Origin of the sequence: Dyella sedimenti (assembly GCF_022760995.1) — a bacterium.
GTDB classification, from domain to species: Bacteria; Pseudomonadota; Gammaproteobacteria; order Xanthomonadales; family Rhodanobacteraceae; genus Dyella; species Dyella sedimenti.
The window spans coordinates 12163-36304 of sequence record NZ_JAKWJO010000008.1 but is presented as its reverse complement, the minus strand read 5'-3'; the positions used below and the strand labels follow the sequence as shown (position 1 = coordinate 36304).

The 24142-nt window shown below is 63.5% G+C and carries 20 protein-coding genes and 1 tRNA gene; 9 read left to right on the top strand and 12 right to left on the bottom strand.

Going from position 1 to position 24142, the window contains the following annotated elements:
• Positions 1-142 precede the first annotated feature (142 nt).
• The 4 genes from MJ605_RS15665 (at position 143) to MJ605_RS15650 (ending at position 3193) form a co-directional block, all read left to right on the top strand.
• Positions 143-541, top strand: coding sequence for a hypothetical protein (locus tag MJ605_RS15665; RefSeq protein WP_243042482.1), 399 nt, complete (start codon positions 143-145; stop codon positions 539-541).
• Between the two features lie 448 nt (positions 542-989).
• Positions 990-1373, top strand: coding sequence for a hypothetical protein (locus MJ605_RS15660; RefSeq protein WP_243042481.1), 384 nt, complete (start codon positions 990-992; stop codon positions 1371-1373).
• A gap of 251 nt (positions 1374-1624) precedes the next feature.
• Positions 1625-2755, top strand: coding sequence for a DNA cytosine methyltransferase (locus MJ605_RS15655; RefSeq protein ID WP_243042480.1), 1131 nt, complete (start codon positions 1625-1627; stop codon positions 2753-2755).
• Between the two features lie 15 nt (positions 2756-2770).
• On the top strand, positions 2771-3193 hold the full coding sequence (locus MJ605_RS15650) for a very short patch repair endonuclease (RefSeq protein ID WP_279237616.1): 423 nt from the start codon (positions 2771-2773) through the stop codon (positions 3191-3193).
• A gap of 24 nt (positions 3194-3217) precedes the next feature.
• Here MJ605_RS15650 and MJ605_RS15645 read toward each other — a convergent pair whose 3' ends face one another.
• From MJ605_RS15645 to tpiA, 5 genes are all read right to left on the bottom strand, one after another.
• Positions 3218-4213, bottom strand: coding sequence for an O-methyltransferase (locus MJ605_RS15645; RefSeq protein ID WP_243042478.1), 996 nt, complete (start codon positions 4211-4213; stop codon positions 3218-3220).
• Complete coding sequence (locus MJ605_RS15640) at positions 4210-5592, bottom strand: ATP-binding protein (RefSeq protein ID WP_243042477.1); 1383 nt, start codon at positions 5590-5592, stop codon at positions 4210-4212. The genes MJ605_RS15645 and MJ605_RS15640 overlap by 4 nt, the downstream gene beginning before the upstream one ends.
• 419 nt (positions 5593-6011) lie before the next feature.
• A tRNA-Leu gene (locus MJ605_RS15635) sits at positions 6012-6096 on the bottom strand.
• Between the two features lie 11 nt (positions 6097-6107).
• Entirely contained in the window at positions 6108-6548 is a 441-nt protein-coding gene (gene secG / locus MJ605_RS15630; RefSeq protein WP_243042476.1) for a preprotein translocase subunit SecG, read from the bottom strand.
• A 23-nt stretch (positions 6549-6571) separates the two neighbouring features.
• The gene (gene tpiA, locus MJ605_RS15625; protein ID WP_243042475.1) at positions 6572-7321 is read right to left on the bottom strand and encodes a triose-phosphate isomerase; all 750 of its coding nucleotides are present in this window, start codon (positions 7319-7321) and stop codon (positions 6572-6574) included.
• Between the two features lie 122 nt (positions 7322-7443).
• Between tpiA and MJ605_RS15620 the strand changes: the two genes are divergently transcribed.
• Positions 7444-8259, top strand: coding sequence for an SDR family NAD(P)-dependent oxidoreductase (locus tag MJ605_RS15620; protein WP_243042474.1), 816 nt, complete (start codon positions 7444-7446; stop codon positions 8257-8259).
• Positions 8260-8443: 184 nt separating this feature from the next.
• On the opposite strand, the gene MJ605_RS15615 is transcribed toward MJ605_RS15620, so the two are convergent.
• The 4 genes from MJ605_RS15615 to orn all read right to left on the bottom strand — a co-directional run bounded on the left by MJ605_RS15615 (position 8444) and on the right by orn (position 12380).
• Positions 8444-9379: an isopenicillin N synthase family dioxygenase gene (locus MJ605_RS15615; protein WP_243042473.1), complete on the bottom strand. Its 936-nt coding sequence runs from the start codon at positions 9377-9379 to the stop codon at positions 8444-8446.
• Positions 9380-9477: 98 nt separating this feature from the next.
• A complete protein-coding gene (gene glmM / locus MJ605_RS15610; protein WP_243042472.1) occupies positions 9478-10830 on the bottom strand; it encodes a phosphoglucosamine mutase in 1353 nt (450 codons plus the stop codon).
• A 57-nt stretch (positions 10831-10887) separates the two neighbouring features.
• The gene (folP, locus tag MJ605_RS15605; protein WP_243042471.1) at positions 10888-11799 is read right to left on the bottom strand and encodes a dihydropteroate synthase; all 912 of its coding nucleotides are present in this window, start codon (positions 11797-11799) and stop codon (positions 10888-10890) included.
• 20 nt (positions 11800-11819) lie between these two features.
• On the bottom strand, positions 11820-12380 hold the full coding sequence (gene orn / locus MJ605_RS15600) for an oligoribonuclease (protein WP_243042470.1): 561 nt from the start codon (positions 12378-12380) through the stop codon (positions 11820-11822).
• A gap of 104 nt (positions 12381-12484) precedes the next feature.
• Here orn and sbcB point away from each other — a divergent pair, with 104 nt between their 5' ends.
• Both sbcB and MJ605_RS15590 read left to right on the top strand, forming a co-directional pair.
• Positions 12485-13933 (top strand): exodeoxyribonuclease I, encoded by a 1449-nt coding sequence (sbcB, locus tag MJ605_RS15595; RefSeq protein WP_243042469.1) that lies wholly within the window; start codon positions 12485-12487, stop codon positions 13931-13933.
• Positions 13934-13940: 7 nt separating this feature from the next.
• Positions 13941-14627 (top strand): DUF2461 domain-containing protein, encoded by a 687-nt coding sequence (locus tag MJ605_RS15590; RefSeq protein ID WP_243042468.1) that lies wholly within the window; start codon positions 13941-13943, stop codon positions 14625-14627.
• A gap of 121 nt (positions 14628-14748) precedes the next feature.
• Here the strand turns inward: MJ605_RS15590 and MJ605_RS15585 are convergent, their stop codons facing one another.
• A complete protein-coding gene (locus MJ605_RS15585) occupies positions 14749-15660 on the bottom strand; it encodes a LysR family transcriptional regulator (RefSeq protein ID WP_243042467.1) in 912 nt (303 codons plus the stop codon).
• 250 nt (positions 15661-15910) lie between these two features.
• Positions 15911-18502: a bifunctional aconitate hydratase 2/2-methylisocitrate dehydratase gene (acnB, locus tag MJ605_RS15580; protein WP_243042466.1), complete on the bottom strand. Its 2592-nt coding sequence runs from the start codon at positions 18500-18502 to the stop codon at positions 15911-15913.
• Between the two features lie 477 nt (positions 18503-18979).
• On the opposite strand from acnB, the gene acnA reads away from it, so the two are divergent.
• Positions 18980-21733, top strand: coding sequence for an aconitate hydratase AcnA (gene acnA, locus MJ605_RS15575; RefSeq protein WP_243042465.1), 2754 nt, complete (start codon positions 18980-18982; stop codon positions 21731-21733).
• A gap of 146 nt (positions 21734-21879) precedes the next feature.
• Here acnA and MJ605_RS15570 read toward each other — a convergent pair whose 3' ends face one another.
• Positions 21880-22317 (bottom strand): hypothetical protein, encoded by a 438-nt coding sequence (locus MJ605_RS15570; protein ID WP_345779543.1) that lies wholly within the window; start codon positions 22315-22317, stop codon positions 21880-21882.
• Positions 22318-22451: 134 nt separating this feature from the next.
• Here MJ605_RS15570 and MJ605_RS15565 point away from each other — a divergent pair, with 134 nt between their 5' ends.
• Complete coding sequence (locus tag MJ605_RS15565) at positions 22452-24137, top strand: long-chain-fatty-acid--CoA ligase (protein ID WP_243042463.1); 1686 nt, start codon at positions 22452-22454, stop codon at positions 24135-24137.
• Positions 24138-24142 lie beyond the last annotated feature (5 nt).

The window sequence follows — 24142 nt, the reverse complement described above, 5'->3', positions numbered from 1 at the left end:
CTCGGACCTCAGACTTAAACGGTTAATTACTTTAGTAACACAGCGTTGCTGCACTGACAGAGGATGGCGCAAACCCATGATCTTAATTAAATAAATAACGGAGATATGTCTTGGCATTTTTATCGAAATGGAGAGTTTTATAATGAAAAGTATTTATCGGAAGTTGGTGATCGTCGCTAGCCTATTGTTACTTGTGGGTTGCTCAGCGATGCCGACCAAGCCTGGCGATACCGCGCCCAGCGTGGTCTATAACAAACCAGTGGCTGAGGTTCAGAAAGCCGTCGTTGACGCTTTGATGGCCAATGGTTTTGTAGTCGGCACCAGCCGTGCTGATTATATCGAAGGTGCGAGGCCGCATAAGGTGGGACTTCTTGTTGGTTCGGGCGGCGAGTCGGCGGGTGTCTGGCTGTCAGCGATAGATAGTAGTAAGACATCAGTCAAAGTCAGTACCGCCAAGTCCCTCGCTGGCATAGCCGGCCAGAAGAACTGGGACAAGGAGATTATTGCAGAGATTGATAAAAGCATTGGGCCACACAAATAAGTAAAAACTGGTGTCAAGGTCCGGGGTTTCCCTAAGCATCCTTGTTAATTTGAGCCAATCAGAAGTAGAGCCCCCCGACATTTCTTCGGAAAACGGTATCGGACTATGAGCTACATGCCATCCGAGCCTATCTGCAACAACAGCGCGCGTTGGGTCGCGATTCGTTCAGGGTGATGGTCGAAACCAAGGCAAAACGCTTCGCCGGTATTCGGCCAGCCCATCGCCCGCCTCGGCCTAAGTAAATCTGACCCCGTTTTGGTCAAACGCTCTCTCGAATTGGTTGACCCCGGCTGGGGCTGTGATACGAATTAATAAGACGGCCGCTGGCGTAAGCACAGGAAAGGCGGCACAAGCGGCAACGAAAGAAAGTCAGAATAACAAAACAGTAAAAACGAATAAGTTTGTCATTTTCATAAAACGCCTCATTATTATTAATTGGAGTTCCAAAATGGATCCCCAGCTCGTTTATTTTTATGCGACTATTGTTTCCGCGCTTACAGGCAAAATGAGGCCGATCTGGCGTTATCCAGTGGTCTTTATGATCAGCGTTGCCGTATTTTTGATAGGAATGATAGCTTCGACATGGCTTATAAATGATCTTCATGGGGCATTGACTTCAGTGCGTTGGTTCTTCATGCCCCACGGCGGATTGCTTATTCTTATTGGTTTGGGGGGCATAGGTGTTTTGCTCGTTTGGATCGCCTTCCTCTTTAATCCATCGGATGATGCTGCGCAGAAGTCTGCTCAACGAGTAGAAAAGGTTTGGCGTGCAAGTGTGGGAAAAGGCGCCGACGGAGAGAAAGGAGAAAAAGACGCCAGGGACAATTTCTGATTTCGCTGTGGCGCGACCGGTCGGACGCCCACCAGGCCCTTCCGGATTGTTGGTCGCCACAGGCCCGTCAGCGATGGCTTGGGGGTAAGGATGCTTGGGTCGGGCCATCAGAAGGTATACATTTTGAAGCCGTCAAAGCTCGCGGCTCGGGGCGCGCACGGAGTCAAAGCCCTGCCCCGGGAAGGATATGCATGTCAGAATTAGTGATTTGCCCGATCGACAAACGATCCGTCATTTCTTAAGCTGCATCTATGAAAAAGACCAAGAATGCCCCGCGAGTGATCGACCTTTTTGCTGGTGTTGGAGGCATGAGCCTAGGTGCGGCTCGGGCTGGCTTTGATCTAGCCGCTGCAGTCGAACTAGACAAAATAGCTATCAACACGCACGCCATAAACTTTCCGAACTCCCACCACCTACGATGGGATATCAGTCGCACGGCAGGAGCAAACCTGTTGGAAGCTGCAGGACTAGTTCGCGGAGAACTAGATGGCCTCGTAGGAGGACCACCGTGCCAAGGTTTCAGCGATATTGGAAAGCGAGCGACAGATGATCCGAGGAATTCGCTATTTGGTGACTTCTTCCGTCTCGTTGCCGACCTGAGACCCCGATTTTTCGTGGCAGAGAACGTGCCAGGGATTCTCGCAGAGCGAAATCAAGCGGCCATCCAGATGGCACTAAGCCAAGTGCCAGCGGACTATGTGGTTCTTGAGGCAAGGGAGGTTGCTGCAAATAATTTGGGCGCAGCCACTCTCCGATCACGCGTATTCTTTGTTGGCTATGACCCCAAAAGGGTAGCTCGCTTTAATGAAGCAAAGCTGTTTGCCAATGTGAAGAGCACTCCTGTCACGGTTGGCAAAGCCTTAGTCGGCCTGCCCATCGTTCGCTCGGATTGGCAAAGCGAGGCTCAAGGGTGGCGTTACGTTGACCCACTTCTCCCAACTGATCGCTTCTACAAGAAGGTGATTGATGAAGTTCCTCTGGGTGTTGGTTCGCCAGAAGCTATCAAACGCCTCTATGAGAAGAACGAGGTCTCCGGAAATTTGGGAACGAGGCATACTGACGAGGTTATTAAACGCTTCCAGCGCACACCTCAGGGCTCGATCGAATCCGTTTCCCGTGCTCCAAGGCTGGCTGAGAATGGCTTTTGCCCAACGTTGCGAGCAGGAACCGCCTCTGACCGTGGAAGTTTTCAGGCCGTCCGACCAATCCATTTTCGCTCGCCTCGCGTCATCACTCCCCGCGAGGCAGCTCGCTTGCAAGGCTTCCCCGATTGGTTTCAGTTCCATGGAACGAAATGGCATTCGTTCCGACAGATCGGCAATAGCGTCAGCCCAATAGTCGCGGAGACCTTGTTGGAGCGTATACGCTCAATGCTCGACTAAGGATTCTTCAATGAAATGGTAGATAGAGTTGCACCCGAGAAGCGATCGGAAATTATGCGGGCAGTGCCCAGCAAGCACTCCCGTCCTGAGCTGCTCGTTCGTTCCGCCGCTCATCGTCTCGGGCTACGCTTTCGTCTACATGCAAAACAGCTACCGGGAACACCAGATCTCGTTCTTCCTCGATGGAAAACCGTCGTGTTCGTCAATGGCTGCTATTGGCATCAGCATCGCAACTGTCCCAAGGCGCAACCTCCAAAATCCAACAAGGAATTTTGGTCGAACAAGTTCAAGACGAACGTCGCGCGAGATCTAAGGAATTATGCTCAGCTAGAAGCGATGGGATGGAAAGTGGTCATAATCTGGCAATGTCAGATTACGACCCTTGAGCAGACAATGAAGCTCCTCCGACGAAAATTCCGCACGCAAGGGGCCCACTGAATAGCCAACTGCCGAGAAGTAGCCTCAGTCGTCAACGTGGCGAAATGCGGGGTAGAAGCGTTGAAATTTCTTATAGCTGGCTAGCTCAAGCAACGACTGTTCTTCGTTCTCGGCCGGAAGGAATCGAAGTGCTGTCAACATCTTCTTGCCAGATTTTTTGAGATTTGCATCAAGTCGAAAACGTTCTTTAGCCGAGAGCACAGGCACTGAAATATCTTGAATGTCGTCCCACGTCCTGCGCGCAAATGCCCAGCGCTTGAAATTTGCATTCGGAAAAATCTCAGCATGCCCCTGCTCGGATACGACACAGGTCATGGTTAGCATGCGCTGCCCGTCAGCATAGGAAGTGGTGAGAACTGGAACAAAGTTTAGACTGGGTTCTCGCAGCTTCGCCTTACTAGCCATGAGCGCCACACATTGAGCTAACACTCTCGCCAAGGACAGAGGATCGTCATCGATCACAGTGACAGATGTTGGGACATTTGCTCCTCCGAGCCGACTCCGAAGTGTGTCCGCCCGCTTCTTGGCCCTCTCCGCTGGATTTCCCGACGAACCCTCCTTCAGACACTTGAGATTAGCGTTCATTGTGATTCTGAACACGTCCCCATGCCGCAGCCTTACCAGAACCTCTTCCGCTTCTTGTAGCTGAGCCTTGTGATCTGTCCCCGTGTAGTCAAGCCATATGATGAAATTGCGCTTGGAAGGGAATTTCCCAGCAATTTCATCCAGTTTTGATGGCAAATCCGCGGAGTCCATGGTTGCGCAAACTGTCGTGTCCGTCGGCCGATTGAATGCTTGCCGCGCAACTTGGTTTTTGTCGTTGTCAAAGGAGAACTGGGCCTTGATTCCCAAGTCCTTGTATACAGCGTAGTGGTCAACAAGATGTCTTCCACCCATCGAAATATAGATGTATGCCTCTGGCCCCCGAGATTGTATGAGTCGCCCAAGAAGCTCTACGAATATCTGGCGGTCGATGAACTTACTAGGCCGCAACTGGTAAGGAATGTCCGAGCCACTCATTTCTTGCATTCCTTGAGGACTCGATCAAAGCACTCTTCACCGACAACCGATGGCTTTACGTCGTTATCACCAAACAGGTAGTTGGCAACTTCGCGAACAACATCTTCCTTCTTTGCGAAGGATATCCTGCGCAACGGATTTCGCACTTCAGGCACGGGCAGATTCGCGACATACTTCTTGGCGTTCGTTCGACCACGCACCTTGCTTCCATGTGTTGCCGCCAGGCTCACATGTGTGCGCGCATCCTTTCTTTTTGCCTCTTCAAAGAACTTATCCGCCTCTTCCTCCATCCCCTTCCATTTATTGGTGAAGGAAGTGAATTCTCTCAGGCCTTCCATGCAGTACTGCCGTGCGAAGAGGTAGATTTCCTCACCCACATCAAGATCTCTCTTGGTGGTAGAGATCGGCAACTTTTCCGGGTCATCCGTCGAAAAGATGATGAAGCCCGAAATACTACGAAACTGCGGGTGGTACCTTGGAACGCCACCATCGCCCCAGCCGGTTTTGCTGGTTTTGTCATTCAGCAGGACGAGTCGATCATTGCATATCACCGATATGCCAGCATGGACCGTTTCCGGTTTCGTAGCAGCCTCATCGATCTCTTCCTGACGAGTAAGAGACCGGAAGAAGCCTACGGAAACTTTTACATGCACGCCGTTCTCGTCAGCTTCGAAGTCGTACGGCCGTATCCCGCCCTTCTTCGAGGGTTCGGTAAAATACAACTGAAGTGTCTGTGGACGAATTTCTTCGCCGTTGACAAAGATTGAGAAACCCTTCTGGATCAAATAGCCAAAATGCTCTGCGATGGCAGCTTTCAACGAGTTCAGAAATGACTCGTTCGCAAAGAGCCGGGCTATCTCCTTCTTCAGGCTCGGGATAACTATGGTCACGCCCTTCTTGGCCGCGTTCCGTACATTTCGAATCGGTAGATCCCAATCTTCACTTTCCGGATTCAGCCAGTCAGTCGTGTAGGACACCGCGAATGCGCCATCATCCGCACGCGACTCAACTTCTGCTTCGCGTCCGATCTTGAAGATGGCGCGCTTCATCCCGATGCCGTACATGCCGATCGTAGGTATACCTTGATCCTTGTCGATCTTGGGACGACCAAGTAAGAAAGCATCTTTGACTGCTTCTTTTGGGATGCCGCCACAGTTGTCCGCAATATCAAAGGATTTGGATGAAAGAGACAGGCGAGTCTCGTAGCCTTTGTATGCGTTGGCCTTACTCACCTTCCCCTTGAGCTGGCGAGTAGCCCCATCCACCGAGTTATCAATCAGATCGAGGATCGCATCCTTTAACTCGATGTCGCGGGTCAACATCGAAACAAAGAACCGTTTGGTAGGTCCGCCCCAAATAGTTTCTATCGTGTTGCTCATCCCTTCCCCCAATTTCGCTTGCCGTCCGGGTTTAGCTAACCTGCAGCTGGGCAAACATCGGCCTGCCTCCTGCAGCACCTTCAATAGCTACTTTCGCCGGCGCTAACCGCCAACCAGCATTAGTGGACGGTGACACCTGGCCTGGTATAGAAAATCGTCTCGTGTAGCCAATCAGGCCTATCCTGCAGCATTTTCCATCGTTCAGCCAAGTATGGGGTGGCGTGGAACCACGCTCACGCATTTGTCCGCTGGCCCTCAACGCGACCGTTTTGTGTATGAAATCCATATCCATACACAAGAGCATACACAACATTCTGGGATTCACTGAGACACCCTGCGACTCGCGCGCACAAAAAACCCCGCTGTAGCGGGGTTTAGTGCGTTTCATGAGACTCGCTGAGACTCGGTGAAACTTCGATTGGTGCCCAAGGGGGGACTCGAACCCCCACGCCTCTCGGCGCTACCACCTCAAGGTAGTGCGTCTACCAATTCCGCCACCTGGGCAGGTGTCTTGCTTAGTTTTTCTTCGGTTCCGTCGCCTGCGGCACGTCGCCCGCGGACTTGGCCGGGGCCATGGCGGCCGGGACGTCGCCGGCGGCAGGCTTGGTGGCCTGCGGGATTTCCGCGTTGGCCGGCGCGGCGGGCTGCGCATTCTGCGTGGCAGCCGGCTTGTTGGCAAGACCGGACATCACGCCGAGATCGCTGCCGCTACCTTGCTGCGAACCATGGTGGCCAAGGTAGATGCCCATGCCGAGGCTGAGCGCGAAGAACAGTGCCGCCAGCACCGCCGTGGTACGGGTCAGGAAGCTGGACGAGCCACGCGCGCCGAACACGGTGGCGGAAGCGCCGCCGCCGAAACCGGAGCCCGCGTCCGCACCTGCGCCGCGCTGCATCAGGATCAGCACGATCATCGCCGCGGCGATCAGAATGTAGAAGACGCTGAAGATGACGAACATGGTTCTCTAAGAGTCCGTAGCGCTCAGTGGGCCGCCGCGCAGATACCCAGGAAATCAGCCGCCGCCAGCGAGGCGCCCCCGATCAACCCACCATCCACGTCCGGTTGCGCGAACAAATCCGCAGCATTCGCCGCTTTGACGCTGCCGCCATAAAGCAGCCGAGTCAGACGGGCAATCATAGCATCTTCTTTTTCCAGTTGGCTACGGATGAACGCGTGGACGTGCTGGGCATGTTCCGGCGCGGCGGTATGGCCGGTGCCGATGGCCCAGATCGGCTCGTAGGCGATCACCGCGGTGTCGAAGCCGGCGATGCCGTTCAGCTCGATCACCGCCCTCAGTTGGCGCGCCACCACGGCCTCGGTGAGGCCGGTCTCGCGCTCGGCCAGCGTCTCGCCCACGCACAGGATCGGGGTCAGGCCGCCGGCCAGCGCGGCGGCGAATTTGCGGGCCACCAGCTTGTCGCTCTCGCGGTGGTACTGGCGGCGCTCGGAATGCCCCACCAGCACCCATTGCGCGCCCACGTCCGCCAGCATCGCGGCGGATACCTCGCCGGTATAAGCGCCCTGCCCCTCGTGCTCGCTCACGTCCTGCCCGCCGAAACCCAGGCCCGAGCCAGCGTGCTGGCTGGCCAGTTCGCCGAGATAGGGAAAGGGGGGAAACACCGCCACGTCGATTGCGGTCGGCAGGGCCGCCACGATGTCGCCGACCAGCGCAGCCGCCATACTGCGGCTTCCATGCATCTTCCAGTTGCCGGCGACGAATTTCTTGCGCATGCCTTTACATCCCTTGCATGTAAACCCGAAAGCTTAGCGAGCGACCATGCCACTGGCAATGCATGACTGACAAGCCATTGCTGCATGGGCAAAAATCGAAACAACCACAAGGAGACCACTTGATGACCGCCGCCCGCCCCCTGACGCTGGTCACCGGCGCTTCCGCCGGCATCGGCGCCGCCTTTGCGCGGGATCTTGCCGCGCGCGGGCACGACCTGGTGCTCACGGCCCGCCGCACCGAGCGCCTGGAGGCCCTGGCCGGGGAACTGCGGACCCGCTACCAGCGCAACGTCACCGTGTTGCCGGCCGACCTGGCCGATCCCCAGGCCGTGGCCGCGCTGTGCGATGCGCTGGCTGCACGTGGTCTGGCGGTGGACTGGCTGGTCAACAACGCCGGCTATGGCGTGCCCGGCACCTTCGAATCGAACGACTGGCCCGTCCATGAGGCCTTTATCCGCGTACTGATGACCGCTCCCACCGAGCTGGCCTGGCGGCTGCTGCCCGGCATGCGCGAGCGCGGCTATGGCCGCATTATCAACGTGGCCTCGCTCGCCGGCCACGTGCCGGGCTCGGCCGGCCACACGCTGTATGCGGCGAGCAAGGCCTACCTGATCAAGTTCTCGCAGTCGCTGGCGCTGGAGAACCGCCACCTCGGCATCCACGTGTGCGCCTTGTGCCCAGGCTTCACCTGGTCGGAATTCCACGACGTCACCGGCACGCGCGAGCTGATGAACAAGCTGCCCGGCTTCATGTGGCAAACCGCCGAGGCGGTGGTACGCGAAGGCCACGACGCGGTGGAGCGCGGCGAGGTGGTGCACGTGACCGGTGGGGTCAACCGCTTTATCAAGGCCCTGGTGAAACTGCTGCCGGACCGGCTGACGCTATGGCTGTCGGCGCGGGAATCGAAGCGCTACCGGGCGCAGGCAACGGCGCCGTAAACACGCGCTATGCCAGCCTGGGAAACATCCGCCCGGTGCGATAGTAAGGTCTCCGCGCGGCTGGTTACCCCTCCCCAACCCTCCCCTGCACGCAGGGGAGGGAGCAAAGCGGCATGCTTTTGGCTCCTCCCCTTGCTCGCAGGGGGAGGCTGGGAGGGGGTGAAGGTGGTAGCGCGAACTGGCCCTAGATCAGCTTGATCTCGCGCAGGCGCTGCAGCAGGTACTCGTGCGAGGTGATGCTGGTGTCGTAGCGGCTCGGGTTGTCGGCCGTGACGGTCTGTGGCAGCGGGTCGAGCACCACGTCCGGGTTCGGATGCAAGAAGTACGGCACCGAGTAGCGCGGCTTGCGGGCGTTCTCGTTCGGCGGGTTCACCACGCGGTGGGTGGTGGACGGGTATACGTGGTTGGTCAGGCGCTGCAGCATGTCGCCGATGTTCACCACGATGGCGTCGCCCTCGGTGGTGATGGGCAGCCACTCGCCTTCGCGGGTGAGCACTTCCAGGCCCTCGGCGCTGGCGCCGACCAGCAGGGTGATGAAGTTGATGTCCTCGTGCGCACCGGCGCGCACATTGGGCACGTTCTCTTCCGTGATCGGCGGGTAGTGGATCGGGCGCAGGATGGAGTTGCCCTGGTCGATCTTGTCGTCGAAGAAGTGCTCCGGCAGGCCGATGTGCAGCGCCAGCGCGCGCAGCACGCGCGAGCCGAGCTGGTCCAGCGCCTCGAACAGGCCGTAGCCGTACTGCTTGAAGTCCTCCACCTCGGCCGGCCAGATATTCGGCGGCATCACGTCGGCGAACTTCGAATCGCGCGGGATCTCGCGGCCGATGTGCCAGAACTCCTTGAGGTCGGCGTATTTGCTGTCCTTGGCCGTCTCCACCTTGTACGGCGTGTAGCCGCGCGCGCCGCCGGTGCCGGGCACGTGGTACTTCAGCTTGGCATCGGTCGGCAGCGCGAAGAAACGCTGGAAAGTGTCATAGGCGCCGTCGATCAACTCCCGCGGGATGCCGTGGCCGCTGATGCAACAGAAACCGTACTCGCGGTAGGCAGCACCCAGCTCGGCCACGAACGCGGCGCGGTCGGTATCGTATCGACGGATGTCGAGGGTCGGAACTTTCTTCATGGCTTGTCCACAGGTTGTGCGTGCGGTCCACTTGTCTGTCCGCCACCGCAGGGGCGGGGCACGTCGGGCCAATCCTTGGCGACCTGGGTGTTACAGGCTCACGAGCGTTCGGCTGCGGATTTTACGACATCGGCCAGCCTCTCGGCCAACTGGCGCACCTCGGCCTCATTGGCGGCCTCGACCGTCACGCGCACCAGCGGCTCGGTGCCGGAGGCGCGCAGCACCACGCGGCCGCGGCCGGCCAGCGCGCCCTCGGTCTCGGCCAGGGCAGCCTTCACCGCTTCGCTGCCCAGCGCCTCGCGGACGCCCTCGGCGCGCACGTTGATCATGATCTGCGGCAGCTTGTGCAGGCCCTGGCGCGCCTCGGCCAGGTCCTTGCCCAACTGGCCCAGGGCCTCCAGCACCGCCAGCGCCGAGACGATGCCGTCGCCGGTGGTGGCCCGGTCCAGGCACAGGATATGGCCGGAAGTCTCGCCGCCCAGGTTGCCGCCGTGCGCCTTGAGCTGCTGCAGTACGTAGCGGTCGCCCACGTTGGCGCGGATCAGCGCCACGTCCAGCTCGCCCAGCGCCAGTTGCAGGCCGTAGTTGCTCATCAGGGTGCCGACCACCGGCCCCTGCAGCAGGCCCTGGGCATGCCAGGCGTGGGCCAGCACGTAGAGGATGTCGTCGCCATCGGCCAGCACGCCGTGGCGGTCCACCAGCTGCAAGCGGTCGCCGTCGCCGTCGAAGGCGATGCCGATGTCCGCGCCCTGCTCCGCCACCGCGCGCTGCAGCGCCTGTGGATGGGTGGAGCCGACCTCGCGGTTGATATTGAAGCCGTCGGGCCGGTCGCCGATGGCGCTGACCTGGGCGCCCAGTTCGGCGAACACCTTGGGCGCGACCTGGTAGGTGGCGCCGTTGGCGCAGTCCAGCACGATCTTCAGGCCGCGCAGGCTGAAATCCTCGGCCACAGTGGACTTGCAGAACTCGGCATAGCGCGTGACCGCGTCGGCGATGCGCACGGCCTTGCCCAGCCGCTCCGACGGCACGGTGGTGAAATCCAGCGCCAGTTCTTCCTCGATGGCCAGCTCGATCTCGTCGGAGAGCTTCTCGCCGTGGGCGGAGAAGAACTTGATGCCGTTGTCGTGGTGCGGGTTGTGCGAGGCACTGATGACGATGCCGGCATCGGCGCGCAGCGAGCGCGTGAGGAAGGCCACCGCCGGCGTCGGCATGGGGCCGAGCAGGCCGACGTCCGCGCCCGCCGCCACCAGGCCGGCTTCCAGCGCCGACTCGAACATGTAGCCGGAGACGCGGGTGTCCTTGCCGATCAGCACCTTCGGCCGCTCATGGCCGTGCCGCGCCAGCACCACGCCGAGCGCGCGCCCCAGCTTCAACATGAAGTCCGCGCTGATCGGCCACTGACCCACCAGGCCACGGATGCCGTCGGTTCCGAAATACTTGCGTTGTGTCATGGCCTTGGCTCCCGGCCGGCGTCGTACTGGCCGCGCCAGGCCTGTCCTTGTTCGTGGTTATTCGTCGTCCGGCCAGCGCGGCGCGGACGGCTTGTCGTCGCGGCGCGGCGGCATATCGCCCGCATGCACCGCGCGCCATACCGCCAGCGCATCGACCGTGGCCGCCACATCATGCACGCGCACCAGGCGCGCGCCACGCTGCACTGCGATCAGCGCGGCGGCGACCGAGCCGGCCGCGCGCTCCGCCGGCACCTGCCGGCCGGTCAGGGCGCCGATCATCGACTTGCGCGACAATCCCACGTAGACGCCACCGCCCAGGTTGGCGAAGCGATCCAGCGCGCGCAGCAGCGCCAGGTTGTGCTCCAGCGTCTTGCCGAAGCCGAAGCCGGGATCGACCATCACCTTGCGGCGGTCGATGCCGGCTATCTCGCAGGCGAACAGGCGGTCGGCGAGGAAACGATGCACCTCGCCCACCACGTCGTCGTAATGCGGGTCGTCCTGCATGCTGCGCGGCTCGCCCAGCATATGCATCAGGCACACCGGCACGCCGAGTTCCGCCGCGGCATCCAGCGCGCCTTCGCGGCGCAGCGCGTAGACGTCGTTGACCATGCCCGCGCCGGCGGCCACGGCGGCGCGCATCACCTCGGGCTTGGAGGTATCCACGGCCAGCGGCACCGTGGTGCGCGCGGCCAGTTGCTCCAGCACCGGCACCACGCGGCGCAGTTCTTCTTCCAGCGGCACCTCGGCGGCACCGGGGCGGGTCGATTCGCCGCCGACGTCGAGCATGTCCGCGCCCTCCTCCACCAGGCGCAGGCCATGCGCCACGGCGTCCTCGACGCTGGCGTGGCTGCCGCCGTCGGAAAACGAGTCGGGCGTGACGTTGAGGATGCCCACCACGCGCGGCCGGTCCAGCTTCAGGGGCCGGCCGGCGCAATCGAGCACGGGGGCGAACAAGTCGTCGAGGGACATGGCGGCTTTCCGGTGGCAGGTCAGCGTTCGCCGCCCAGCGGGCCCATGAACTGGCGGTAGTAGCGCAGCTCGTCGATGGAATCGCGGATATCCGACAGCGCGGTATGCGCCGATTCCTTGGCGAAGCCCTTGCCGATCATGGGCGCCCAGCGGCGCGCCAGTTCCTTCAAGGTGGATACGTCGAGGTTGCGGTAGTGGAAGTAGCGCTCCAACCGTGGCATCTGGCGATGCAGGAAGCGGCGGTCCTGGCAGATCGAGTTGCCGCACATCGGCGACTTGCCCGGCGGCACCCAGTCCTTGAGGAACTCCAGCGTGGCCCGTTCGGCCGCGGCGTGGTCGTCCGCCGAGGCGACCACCTGGTCCCACAGGCCGGACCGGCGGTGCTGGTTGCGGTTCCAGGCGTCCATGCCTTCCAGCCGCTCCAGCGCGTGGCGGATCGCGAACACCGGGCCCTCGGCGAGTATGCGCAGGTCCTTGTCGGTGACGATGGTGGCGATCTCGAGGATGGAGTCGTTGTCCGTATCGAGCCCGGTCATTTCCAGATCGATCCAGATCAGATTGTCGTCGTTCGCTTGGCTCATGCGTCCTCCTGGTCGCGAAGTCTAGCAGCAGGCTCCCCACCGGACCTGTGTTTTCTGACCTGGACGGGTGAAGCCCGCCGCGTGGCCATGCGATGATCGCCGGCATGCAGACCTTCTTCTGGCACGATTACGAGACCTTCGGCGCCGATCCGTGGCGCGACCGTCCGGTGCAGTTCGCCGGCATCCGCACCACCCTGGAACTGGAGATCGTGGGCGAGCCGGTGATGTTCTTCGGCAAGCCGCCGCGGGAGATGCCGCCGCATCCCGAGGCCTGCCTGATCACCGGCATCACCCCGCAGCAGGCCGAGCGCGAGGGCGTGATCGAGGCGGATTTCGCCGCCCGCGTGCACGAGCAACTGGCCCAGCCCGGCACCTGCGGCGTGGGCTACAACTCGCTGCGCTTCGACGACGAGGTAACCCGGCAACTGCTCTACCGCAACATGTTCGAGCCCTATGGGCGCGAATGGGAGAACGGCAACTCGCGCTGGGACCTGATCGACCTGGCGCGCATGTGCCAGGCGCTGCGACCCGAGGGCATCGTGTGGCCGCAGCGCGAGGACGGCACGCCGAGCTTCAAGCTGGAACACCTGGCGGCAGCCAACCACTTGCAGCAGGAGCGCGCGCACGACGCGCTGTCGGACGTGCACGCCCTGATCGAGCTGGCGCGGCTGATCCGCGTGCGCCAGCCACGGTTGTGGGAATGGTACTTCAACCTGCGTCGCAAGCAGCGCGTGTTCGAGCTGCTGGACGTGGCGGCGATGACGCCGGTGGTGCACGTATCCTCGCGCTATCCCGCCAGCCGGCATTGCCTGGCCGTGATCGTGCCGCTGGCTGCACATCCGAGCCGGCCCGCCGAGATCATCGCCTACGACCTGGCCACCGATCCCTCCGATTGGCTGGCGCTGGACGAGGACGAGATCGCCGACCGCATCTTCACCGCGCGCGCTGACCTGCCCGAAGGCGTCTCGCGCATTCCGCTGCGCACCGTGCGCGCCAACCGGGCGCCCGCGCTGGCGCCACTGTCGGTGCTCAAGGGCGTGGACCTCGCTCGCCTGCAGATCGACCTGGAGCGCGCCCACGCGCACCGCGACATGCTTGCCTCCGCCGAGGGCCTCGCCGCCAAGCTGCGCCGCGTGTTCCAGCGCGCGGCCGAGCTGCCGCCGCCGGAGGATCCCGAGCTGGCCCTGTACAGCGGCTTCCTGCCCGACGCCGACAAGCGCCTGCTGGCCGAAGTGCGCGGCACGCCGCCGGGGCAGTTGGGGCAGCGCGCGTTTCCGTTCCGCGACCCGCGCTATCCGGAACTGCTGTTCCGCTACCGCGCGCGCAACTGGCCGGAAACGCTCGATGCCGAGGAACAGGCGCGCTGGCACCATTTCCGCCACGACCGCCTGACCAGGCACACGGCCCTGACCGACCTCACCCTCGACGATTACTTCGCCCGCCTCGCCGTGCTGCGCGCCGACCCGGCCCAGCAAGGCAAGCTCGCCCTGCTCGACCAGTTGCAGCTGTGGGGCGAGCAGTTGGCCGCCGAGTCCTTGCCACTTCCCGCCTGACGCCATCATGCCGAACGCCTATTTCACACCCGCCGCTTTCCGTTTCCTGCGCTCGCTGGCCCGCAACAACAACCGCGAGTGGTTCCAGGCGCACAAGGACGACTATGAGCACGACGTGCGCGAACCGTTCCTGGCGCTGATCGCCGACCTGCAGGCGCCGCTGGCGAAGATCAGCCCGCACTACCGCGCCGATCCGCGCAAGAACGGCGGCTCGCTGTTCCGCATCTACCGCGACACGCGCTACAGCAACGACAAGCAGCCGTACAAGCCGTGGCAGGGCGCGCGTTTCTTCCACGAGCGCCGGCATGAAATCCCCGCGCCGGCGTTCTACATGCACATCCAGCCCGGCGACAGCTTCGCCGGCGGCGGCATGTGGCATCCGGAGCCGGACGCGCTCAAGCGCATCCGCGCCTTCCTCGCCGACAATCCGGAGGCGTGGAAGCGGGCCACGCGCGGCAAGGCTTTCCGCGAGCATTTCGAGTTCTGGGGCGAATCGCTGACCCGCCCGCCACGCGGCTTCGATCCGGAGCATGAACTGATCGACGACCTCAAGCGCAAGGACTTCGCCTGCGGCGAAGGCTTCGACGAGAAACTGGCCTGCTCCGCCGAACTGCTGCCCTGGGTAGTGGACCGGTTCAAGCGTCTTGCGCCGATGATGGATTACCTGTGCGCGTCGCAGGAGCTGGATTTCTGAGACGACCTGAACGTCACGGCGAGTTCGAACCCGCCTCTCCCTCTCCCGGCGGGAGAGTGGCTCACTCGGCAACATCATCGCTCGTCATCCCGGCGCAGGCCGGGATGACGGCTATAAAGCTTCAGCCCGCCTCGTCCGCCAGCCGCAAGCCCGGCCGTTGTTTCGCCAGCCTGCGCAACAACACAGCGAAGTCCTGCAGGTCGGCATGCCACGGCGATGCCTCGCGCCAGTACAGCGCGATCTCGCGCCCCGGTGCCTGGCCCTTGAGCTTGGCCAGCACGATATTGGGCATCGAGGCCAGCCTGTCGTGCGCCAACGCCGGCACCAGGGCATAGCCGCCGCGCAAGCCGACCAGCGCCGCCAGGCTTTCCAGGCTCACGTCCTGCACGTGGCCGCCGCCCAATACGTCCTCGCAGTGGCTTTCGGTCATCAGCGTGGCCTCGCCGGCCTGCAACTGTTCCAGCGCCACGCTGCGCTTGCCGGCCAGAGAGTGATCGGCACGGAACATCACTTCCCATGGCTCGAAGAACAAGGGGCGCATGGCGATGCCGCTGACCGGCGCCACGCGCGGCGCCAGCACCGCGTCCAGCTCGCCCTCGTTGAGGCGGCGCAGCAGACCGCGCGGCTTGCCTTCGGACAGGCTGAGCCGCGTGCCGGGGAAATGCTGGGGAAACGGCCCGATCAGGTGCGGCAGCAGGTAGGGCCCCAGCGAGGCCGGCACGCCCAGCCGCAACTCGCCCCCGAAGGCCACCTCGCCGGCGCGTGCCACCTGCTGCAGGTGCTCGGCCGCGGCCAGCACGGCGTCGATCTGTTCCAGCAAGCGTTGGCCGCCCGCCGTGGGCACCACGCGGCGGCCGCCCCGCTCGAACAGCGGCGCGCCCAGCGCCTGCTCCACCTTCTGCACCTGGTGCGACAGCCCCGAGGGGCTGATGTGCATGGCCCGCGCCGCGCTGTTGAAGCTGCCCTGGCGGCGCACCGCCTGCACCAGCATCAGGTCGCGCAGCGAGACTACCGAAAGATGGCTGGAAATCATGCGCTGCCTGCGGACCGGTGGTGTGACGGGCGCAAGCATAAACGACGGCAGGCGGCGCGGGGTTGATCGCCAGCACCGAGAGCCCCCTTGTGGGAGCGCACCCTGTGCGCGACAGACCTACGGAGCGGCGATATCGACATGCCGCCGTCGCGCACAGGGTGCGCTCCCACAGGTGTAGCAAGGAAAAACAAAAAAAGCCCGGCACAAGGCCGGGCTTTTTGTGGGGTGAATCACCCTCTCGCTATTCCGCTTACGCGTCCACCGTCTCCGCCACCTGCTGGTAGTCGGCGATCTGGTCGAAGTTCATGTAGCGGTAGATCTTGGTGCCGTTGGCGTTGATCACGCCGATGTCCGCCATGTACTCGTCCTTGGTCGGGATGCGGCCCAGGCGCGAGCAGATCGCGGCCAGCTCCGCCGAACCCAGGTACACGTTGGAGTTCTTGCCGAGGCGGTTGGGGAAGTTGCGGGTGGAGGTGGAGAACACTGTGGCGCCCTCGCGCACCTGCGCCTGGTTGCCCATGCACAGCGAGCAGCCCGGCATTTCCATGCGAGCACCGGCAGTGCCGAGCACGCCGTAGTGGCCTTCCTCGGTGAGCTGCTGCTGGTCCATCTTGGTCGGCGGGGCCACCCACAGCTTGGTCGGGATGTCGCGCTTGCCTTCCAGCAGCTTCGACGCGGCGCGGAAGTGGCCGATATTGGTCATGCACGAGCCGATGAACACCTCGTCGATCTTGGCACCGGCCACGTCGGACAGGGTCTTCACGTCGTCCGGGTCGTTCGGGCAGGCCACGATGGGCTCGTGCACGTCGGCCAGGTCGATCTCGATCACGGCGGCGTACTCGGCGTCCGCGTCGCGCTCCAGCAACTGCGGGTTGGCCAGCCATGCCTCCATCGCCTTGATGCGGCGCTGCAGGCTGCGGGCGTCCTGGTAGCCCTGGGCGATCATGTATTTCAGCAGCGTGATGTTGCTGTTGATGTATTCGATGATCGGCGCCTTGTCCAAATGCACCGTGCAGCCGGCGGCGGAGCGCTCGGCCGAGGCGTCGGACAGCTCGAACGCCTGCTCCACCTTGAGGTTCGGCAGGCCCTCGATCTCCAGGATGCGGCCGGAGAAGATGTTCTTCTTGCCCTGCTTGGCCACCGTCAGCAGGCCCTGCTTGATGGCATACAGCGGAATGGCATTGACCAGGTCGCGCAGGGTCACGCCAGGCTGCAGCTCGCCCTTGAAGCGCACCAGCACCGATTCGGGCATGTCCAGCGGCATCACGCCGGTGGCGGCGGCGAAAGCCACCAGGCCGGAGCCGGCCGGGAACGAGATGCCGATCGGGAAGCGGGTGTGGCTGTCGCCGCCGGTGCCCACGGTGTCGGGCAGCAGCATGCGGTTGAGCCAGGAGTGGATCACGCCGTCGCCCGGGCGCAGGCTGATGCCGCCGCGGGTGGAGATGAAGGCGGGCAGCTCGTGGTGGGTCTTGACGTCCACCGGCTTCGGGTAGGCGGCGGTATGGCAGAACGACTGCATGACGAGGTCGGCCGAGAAGCCCAGGCAGGCCAGGTCCTTCAGCTCGTCGCGGGTCATCGGGCCAGTGGTGTCCTGCGAACCCACCGAGGTCATCTTCGGCTCGCAATAGGTGCCCGGACGGATGCCCTGGCCTTCCGGCAGGCCACAGGCGCGGCCGACCATCTTCTGCGCCAGGGTGTAGCCCTTGCCGGTATCGGCCGGTTGCTGCGGCAGGCGGAACAGGGTGGAGACCGGCAGACCCAGCGCCTCGCGCGCCTTGGCGGTGAGGCCGCGGCCGATGATCAGCGGGATGCGGCCGCCGGCGCGCACCTCGTCGAACAGCACGTCGGACTTCACCTGGAACTCGGCGATCACCTGGCCGTTCTTCAGCGCCTTGCCCTCGTAGGGGCGCAGCTCGACCACGTCGCCCATCTCCATCTGCGACACGTCCAGCTCGATCGGCAAGGCGCCGGCGTCTTCCATGGTGTTGTAGAAGATGGGGGCGATCTTGCTGCCAAGGCACACGCCGCCGAAGCGCTTGTTCGGGATGAAGGGAATGTCCTCGCCGGTGAACCACAGCACCGAGTTGGTGGCGGACTTGCGGCTGGAGCCGGTGCCGACCACGTCGCCGACATAGGCGACCAGGTGGCCCTTTTCCTTCAACGATTCGATGAACGCGACGGGGCCGCGCTTGCCATCCTCCTCCGGCTGGAACGGCGCGCCCTCGCGCTTGTTCTTCAGCATGGCCAGCGCGTGCAGCGGGATGTCCGGGCGGGTGGTGGCGTCCGGCGCCGGCGACAGGTCGTCGGTATTGGTCTCGCCAGGCACCTTGAACACGGTGATGGTCAGGCTCTCGGGCACTTCCGGACGGCTGGTGAACCATTCGGCATCGGCCCAGCTCTTGAGCACGGCCTGGGCGTTGGCGTTGCCCTTGTCCGCCTTTTCCTTCACGTCGTGGAAGGCGTCGAAGATCAGCAGGGTCTTCTTCAGCGCGTCGGCGGCGATGCCGCCCAGCTGCGCGTCGTCCAGCAGCTCGATCAGCGGATGGATGTTGTAGCCGCCCAGCATGGTGCCGAGCAGTTCCGTGGCCTTCTCGCGCGGGATCAGCGGGCTCTTTTCGGTGCCGAACGCCACGGCCGCCAGGTAGGACGCCTTGACCTTGGCCGCGTCGTCCACGCCGGCCGGCACGCGATGGGTAATCAGCTCGACCAGGAAGGCTTCCTCGCCGGCGGGCGGGTTCTTCAGCAGCTCGATCAGTTCGGCGGTCTGCTGGGCCGACAGCGGCAGCGGCGGGATACCCAGCGCGGCGCGCTCGGCGACATGTTGGCGGTAGGCGTTAAGCATGTGGTCTCGTCCGGTGAACAACGTAAGGGGCAGCGAGCGGTGGCTTTCGCCATCGCAGCGGAGATCGCCCGAGGGAGGTTCCGCAGGGCCGCTACCGGCGCTCGACAAGGCGCAAGGTCTTGTCGCCAGCCGCTTCGGGGGCGGCGTGACAGCCCATCATTTTGCCAGCCGGGCCCTTGGTGCCGCAACGCAAGACAACGCTTCCGCCTGCGTTCGAAATCTTGCAATGGGTCTGTGGCGCAATCCCTGACCGGGTCTCTTGCGTGACCCGGCTTTTGGCCCAAACTGGGAGACAGTGCATGTATCGCAGGGAGAAAGGCTTGCCCCAACCCCATTACTCGTCATTCCGGCGCAGGCCAGGATGACGACACGGATGGTGATCTGCGCCGCCCTTGCAATTCCCCTCACGTTCCGTGCCTTAGGATCCCCAAGCTACGCCTCGTGCGTTCGCCAGACTCAAGTAACAGGAGTTAGCCCATGCTGGATTCATTCGCCACCCGCGACACCCTTACCGTCAACGGCAGCCAGTACCAGATCGCCAGCCTCGCCAAGCTCGGCCATCGCTTCGACCTCAAGACCCTGCCCTACTCGCTGAAGATCCTGCTTGAGAACCTGTTGCGCCACGAGGACGGCGTGAACGTCACCGCCAAGGAAATCGAGGCCGTCGCCCGCTGGGACGCCAAGGCCGAGCCGGATACCGAGATCGCCTTCATGCCCGCCCGCGTGGTGTTGCAGGACTTCACCGGCGTGCCCTGCGTGGTGGACCTGGCCGCCATGCGCGATGCGGTGGTGAAGCTCGGCGGCGATGCCAAGCAGATCAATCCGCTAGCGCCGGCCGAGCTGGTGATCGACCACTCCGTCCAGGTGGACGTGTACGGTTCCGAATCCGCATTGGAGAAGAACGTCGAGATCGAATTCCACCGCAACCAGGAGCGCTACGCGTTCCTGCGCTGGGGCCAGAAGGCCTTCGACAACTTCAAGGTGGTGCCACCGCGCACCGGCATCGTGCACCAGGTGAACCTGGAACACCTCGCCCGCGTGGTGTTCACCGCCGACAAGGATGGCCAGGCCTGGGCCTACCCCGACACCGTGTTCGGCACCGACTCGCACACCACCATGATCAACGGCATCGGCGTGCTGGGCTGGGGCGTGGGCGGCATCGAGGCCGAGGCGGCCATGCTGGGCCAGCCCTCCTCCATGCTGATTCCCCAGGTGGTCGGCTTCAAGCTCACCGGCAAGCTGTCCGAGGGCGTCACCGCCACCGACCTGGTGCTCACCGTGACCCAGATGCTGCGCAAGCTCGGCGTGGTGGGCAAGTTCGTGGAGTTCTTCGGCGAGGGCCTCAAGCACCTGCCGCTGGCCGACCGCGCCACCATCGGCAACATGGCGCCCGAGTACGGCGCCACCTGCGGCATCTTCCCCGTCGACCAGGAGGCGCTGAACTACCTGCGCCTGTCCGGCCGCAGCGAAGAGCAGATCAGGCTGGTGGAAGCCTATGCCAAGGCCCAGGGCCTGTGGCACGACGAGAACGCGGTGGAGCCTCGCTTCAGCACCACGCTGGAGCTGGACCTGGCCGACGTCCGGCCCTCGCTGGCCGGCCCCAAGCGCCCGCAGGACCGGGTGCTGCTGGAAGGCGTGCAGAAGAGCTTCCGCGATGCGGTGGGCCCGCTCACCACCAACCGCAAGCCACGCAACGCGGAAACGGCCAACTACATCGCCGAGGGCGGCTCCTCCGCCATCGGCAACCCGGCCAACGACCTCACCGACGGGGGCGTGCGCGTGGTCAAGGACGGCGAGTCCTTCAAGCTCGGCGACGGCGCCGTGGTGATCGCCGCCATCACCTCCTGCACCAACACCTCCAACCCGAGCGTGATGCTCGGCGCCGGCCTGCTGGCCAAGAAGGCCGCGGCCAAGGGCCTGAAGGCGCAACCGTGGGTGAAGACCTCGATCGGCCCGGGCTCCAAGGTGGTCACCGACTACCTGGAGAAGACCGGCTTGCTCAAGGAGCTGGAAAAGGTCGGCTTCTACATCGTCGGCTACGGCTGCACCACCTGCATCGGCAACTCCGGCCCGCTGCCGGCGGAGATCAGCAAGGGCATCGCCGAAGGCGACCTCGCGGTGGCCTCGGTGCTGTCGGGCAACCGCAACTTCGAGGGCCGCGTGCATCCGGAAGTGAAGATGAACTACCTGGCCTCGCCGCCGCTGGTGGTCGCCTACGCCCTGGCCGGCACGCTGGACATCGACCTCACCAAGGAGCCGCTGGGCACCGGCAGCGACGGCCAGCCGGTGTATCTGAAGGACATCTGGCCTTCAAACAAGGAAATCTCCGACACCATCGCCGGCGCGATCAATCCGCAGATGTTCGCCAGCAGCTATGCCGACGTGTTCAAGGGCGACAGCCGCTGGAACACCATCGCCTCGCCGGACGGCGACGTGTACAAGTGGGACGACTCCACCTACATCAAGAACCCGCCCTACTTCGAAGGCATGAGCAAGGAGCCGGGCAGCATCGAGGACATCCACGGCGCGCGCGTGCTCGGCCTGTTCGGCGACTCCATCACCACCGACCACATCTCGCCGGCCGGCTCGATCAAGAAGGACAGCCCGGCGGGCCGCTTCCTGATCGGCAAGGGCGTGGACCCGAAGGACTTCAACTCCTATGGCTCGCGCCGCGGCAACGACGACGTGATGGTGCGCGGCACCTTCGCCAACATCCGCATCAAGAACCTGATGCTCGACGGCGTCGAGGGTGGCTACACGCTCCACGTCCCCAGCGGCGAGCAGATGGCCATCTACGACGCGGCCATGAAGTACAAGGCCGACAAGACGCCACTGGTGGTGATCGCCGGCAAGGAATACGGCACCGGCTCGTCGCGCGACTGGGCGGCCAAGGGCACCCTGCTGCTGGGCGTGAAGGCGGTGATCGCCGAGAGCTTCGAGCGCATCCACCGTTCCAACCTGGTCGGCATGGGCGTGCTGCCGCTGCAGTTCGACGATGGGCAGAACGCGCAATCGCTGGGCCTGACCGGCAAGGAGACCTTCGACATCGTGGGCCTGGATGGCGGCGAGTCGAAGACGGCCAAGGTCACCGCCACCAGCGAGGACGGCAAGAAGAAGACCTTTACCGTCAAGGTGCTGCTGCTCACGCCGAAGGAACGCGAGTTCTTCCGTCATGGCGGCATCCTGCAATACGTGCTGCGCCAGCTGGCCGGCAAGAAGGCGGCGGCCTGAGGGGGCCACGCCACCAGACCGACGAATGCCGCCTCCGGGCGGCATTCTTTTGGATGGCACCTTGTGGAAGCGCACCCTGTGCGCGACTGGATCGATGGTGGAGCCGCTACGCAGGCCAGTCGCACACAGGGTGCGCTCCCACAGGGCTAGACAGGTTTCCAGGTGGCCGTATAGCAATGCCATTCGCGCCCTTCCCTGCGCCACGCCGCCTCCACCTTGTAGACGCCGATCTTCGCGGGAAACAGCTTGCCGCCGCTGGTCAGCGTGACGGTGAAACGCGTCACGTAGCGATCGCCACGCGCCTCGACTTCCACCGGACCCACCAGGGCATGGATGGTTTCGCCGCGGAACGCGGCCGCGCGCAGCAGGCCGAGCAACTGGCGCCGCTCCGCCGTGCCGTCGTTACCTTCGAAATCATCGCTGAGCACGTCGCCCAGCGCGGACGCATCGGCATGCTCAGCCGCCAGGGACGCCGCCTCGACGCCCTGCCTCACTCGACTTTCGTCGGGGGTGCGGTGACAGCCCGCCAGGCCCATCGCCAACGCACCGCCGAACAACAGGCAGGCCCACGTTTTTCGCATCATCGTCATCCTGGAATCTCGCTGCGGCGCGGCTTGCCGCTATACGCGGGCGTATGCTCCAATGCCGCGTCATCATCATGCCCTACCGGGGCCGTCCGACCCAGCGGGCCGGTCAATACAGGAGCTTTGGATCCAACATGAGCAACGAGCGTCCGTGGCTGGCCCATTACCCGCAAGGCGTTCCCGCGCAGATCGACGTCAACCAGTACGCCTCGGTAGCCGCGGTGGTGGAAGAGGCCTTCGAGCGCTTTCGCCAGCGTCCCGCGTTCGCCAGCTTCGGCAAGCAGCTCACTTATGGCCAAGTCGATGAACTGAGCCGCCGGTTCGCCGGCTACCTCACCGGCGTGCTCAAGCTCGGCAAGGGCGATCGCGTCGCGATCATGATGCCCAACGTGCTGCAATACCCCATCGCGCTGTTCGGCGCGCTGCGCGCCGGCCTGGTAGTGGTCAACACCAACCCGATGTACACCGCGCGCGAGCTCAAGCACCAGTTGGAAGACGCCGGCGCCAAGGCCATCGTGGTGCTGGACAACTTCGCGTCCACGCTGCAGCAGGTGGTGGCCGAGACCGAGGTCAAGCACATCGTCACCACCGGCGTCGGCGACCTGCTGGGCGCCAAGGGCGCGGTGATGAACCTGGTCATCAAGCACGTCAAGAAGATGGTGCCGCCCTACCGGCTGCCGCACGCGGTGCGCTTCCGCGACGCGCTGGCGCAGGGCGCGGCGCACCCGCTGCCCAAGGTATCGCTCGGCCACGACGACATCGCTTTCCTGCAGTACACCGGCGGCACCACTGGCGTGGCCAAGGGCGCCATGCTCACGCACGGCAACATGGTGGCCAACATGCTGCAGGCCGGCGCCTGGATCGGCGCGAACGCCAAGCCCGGCGAGGAAGTGATCATCACGGCGCTGCCGCTGTACCACATCTTCTCGCTCACCGCGAACGGCCTGGTGTTCATGCGCCTGGGCGGCCTGAACTGGCTGATTACCAACCCGCGCGACATGCCCGGCTTCGTCAAGGAGCTCAGGCGATCGAAATTCACGGCGCTCACCGGCGTCAATACGCTGTTCAACGGCCTGCTCAACACGCCAGGCTTCGCCGAGATCGATTTCTCGCGCCTGCACCTCACCCTGGGCGGCGGCATGGCGGTGCAGCGCGCCGTGGCCGAGCGCTGGAAGAAGGTGACCGGCTGCACCCTGGTCGAGGCCTATGGCCTCACCGAAACCTCGCCGGCTGCGTGCATCAACCCGCTGGACCTGCCGGCCTACAACGGCTCCATCGGCCTGCCGATTCCCTCCACCGACGTGGCGATCTGGTCGGAGGACAGCCAGCCGCTGCCGCTGGGCGAGGTAGGCGAGCTGATGGTGCGCGGCCCGCAGGTGATGAAGGGCTACTGGCAGCGGCCGGACGAAACGGCCAAGGTGCTCGGTCCCGACGGCTGGCTGCATACCGGCGACGTGGCGCGCATGGACGAGAACGGCTACGTCTACATCGTGGACCGCAAGAAGGACATGATCCTGGTGTCCGGCTTCAACGTGTACCCGAACGAGGTCGAGGACGTGGTGATGCAGCACCCCGGCGTGGCCGAGGTAGCCGCGGTCGGCGTGTCCGACGAGCATTCCGGCGAGGTGGTGAAGCTGTTCGTGGTACGCAAGGACCCGAGCCTCACCGTGGAGGAACTGAAGAAGTTCTGCCACGACAACCTCACTGGCTACAAGCGCCCCCGGATCATCGAGTTCCGCGATGCGCTGCCCAAGAGCAACGTGGGCAAGATCCTGCGCCGCGAGCTGCGCGACGAGAAGAAGGCCGCCGCACCGGGTTGAGACTC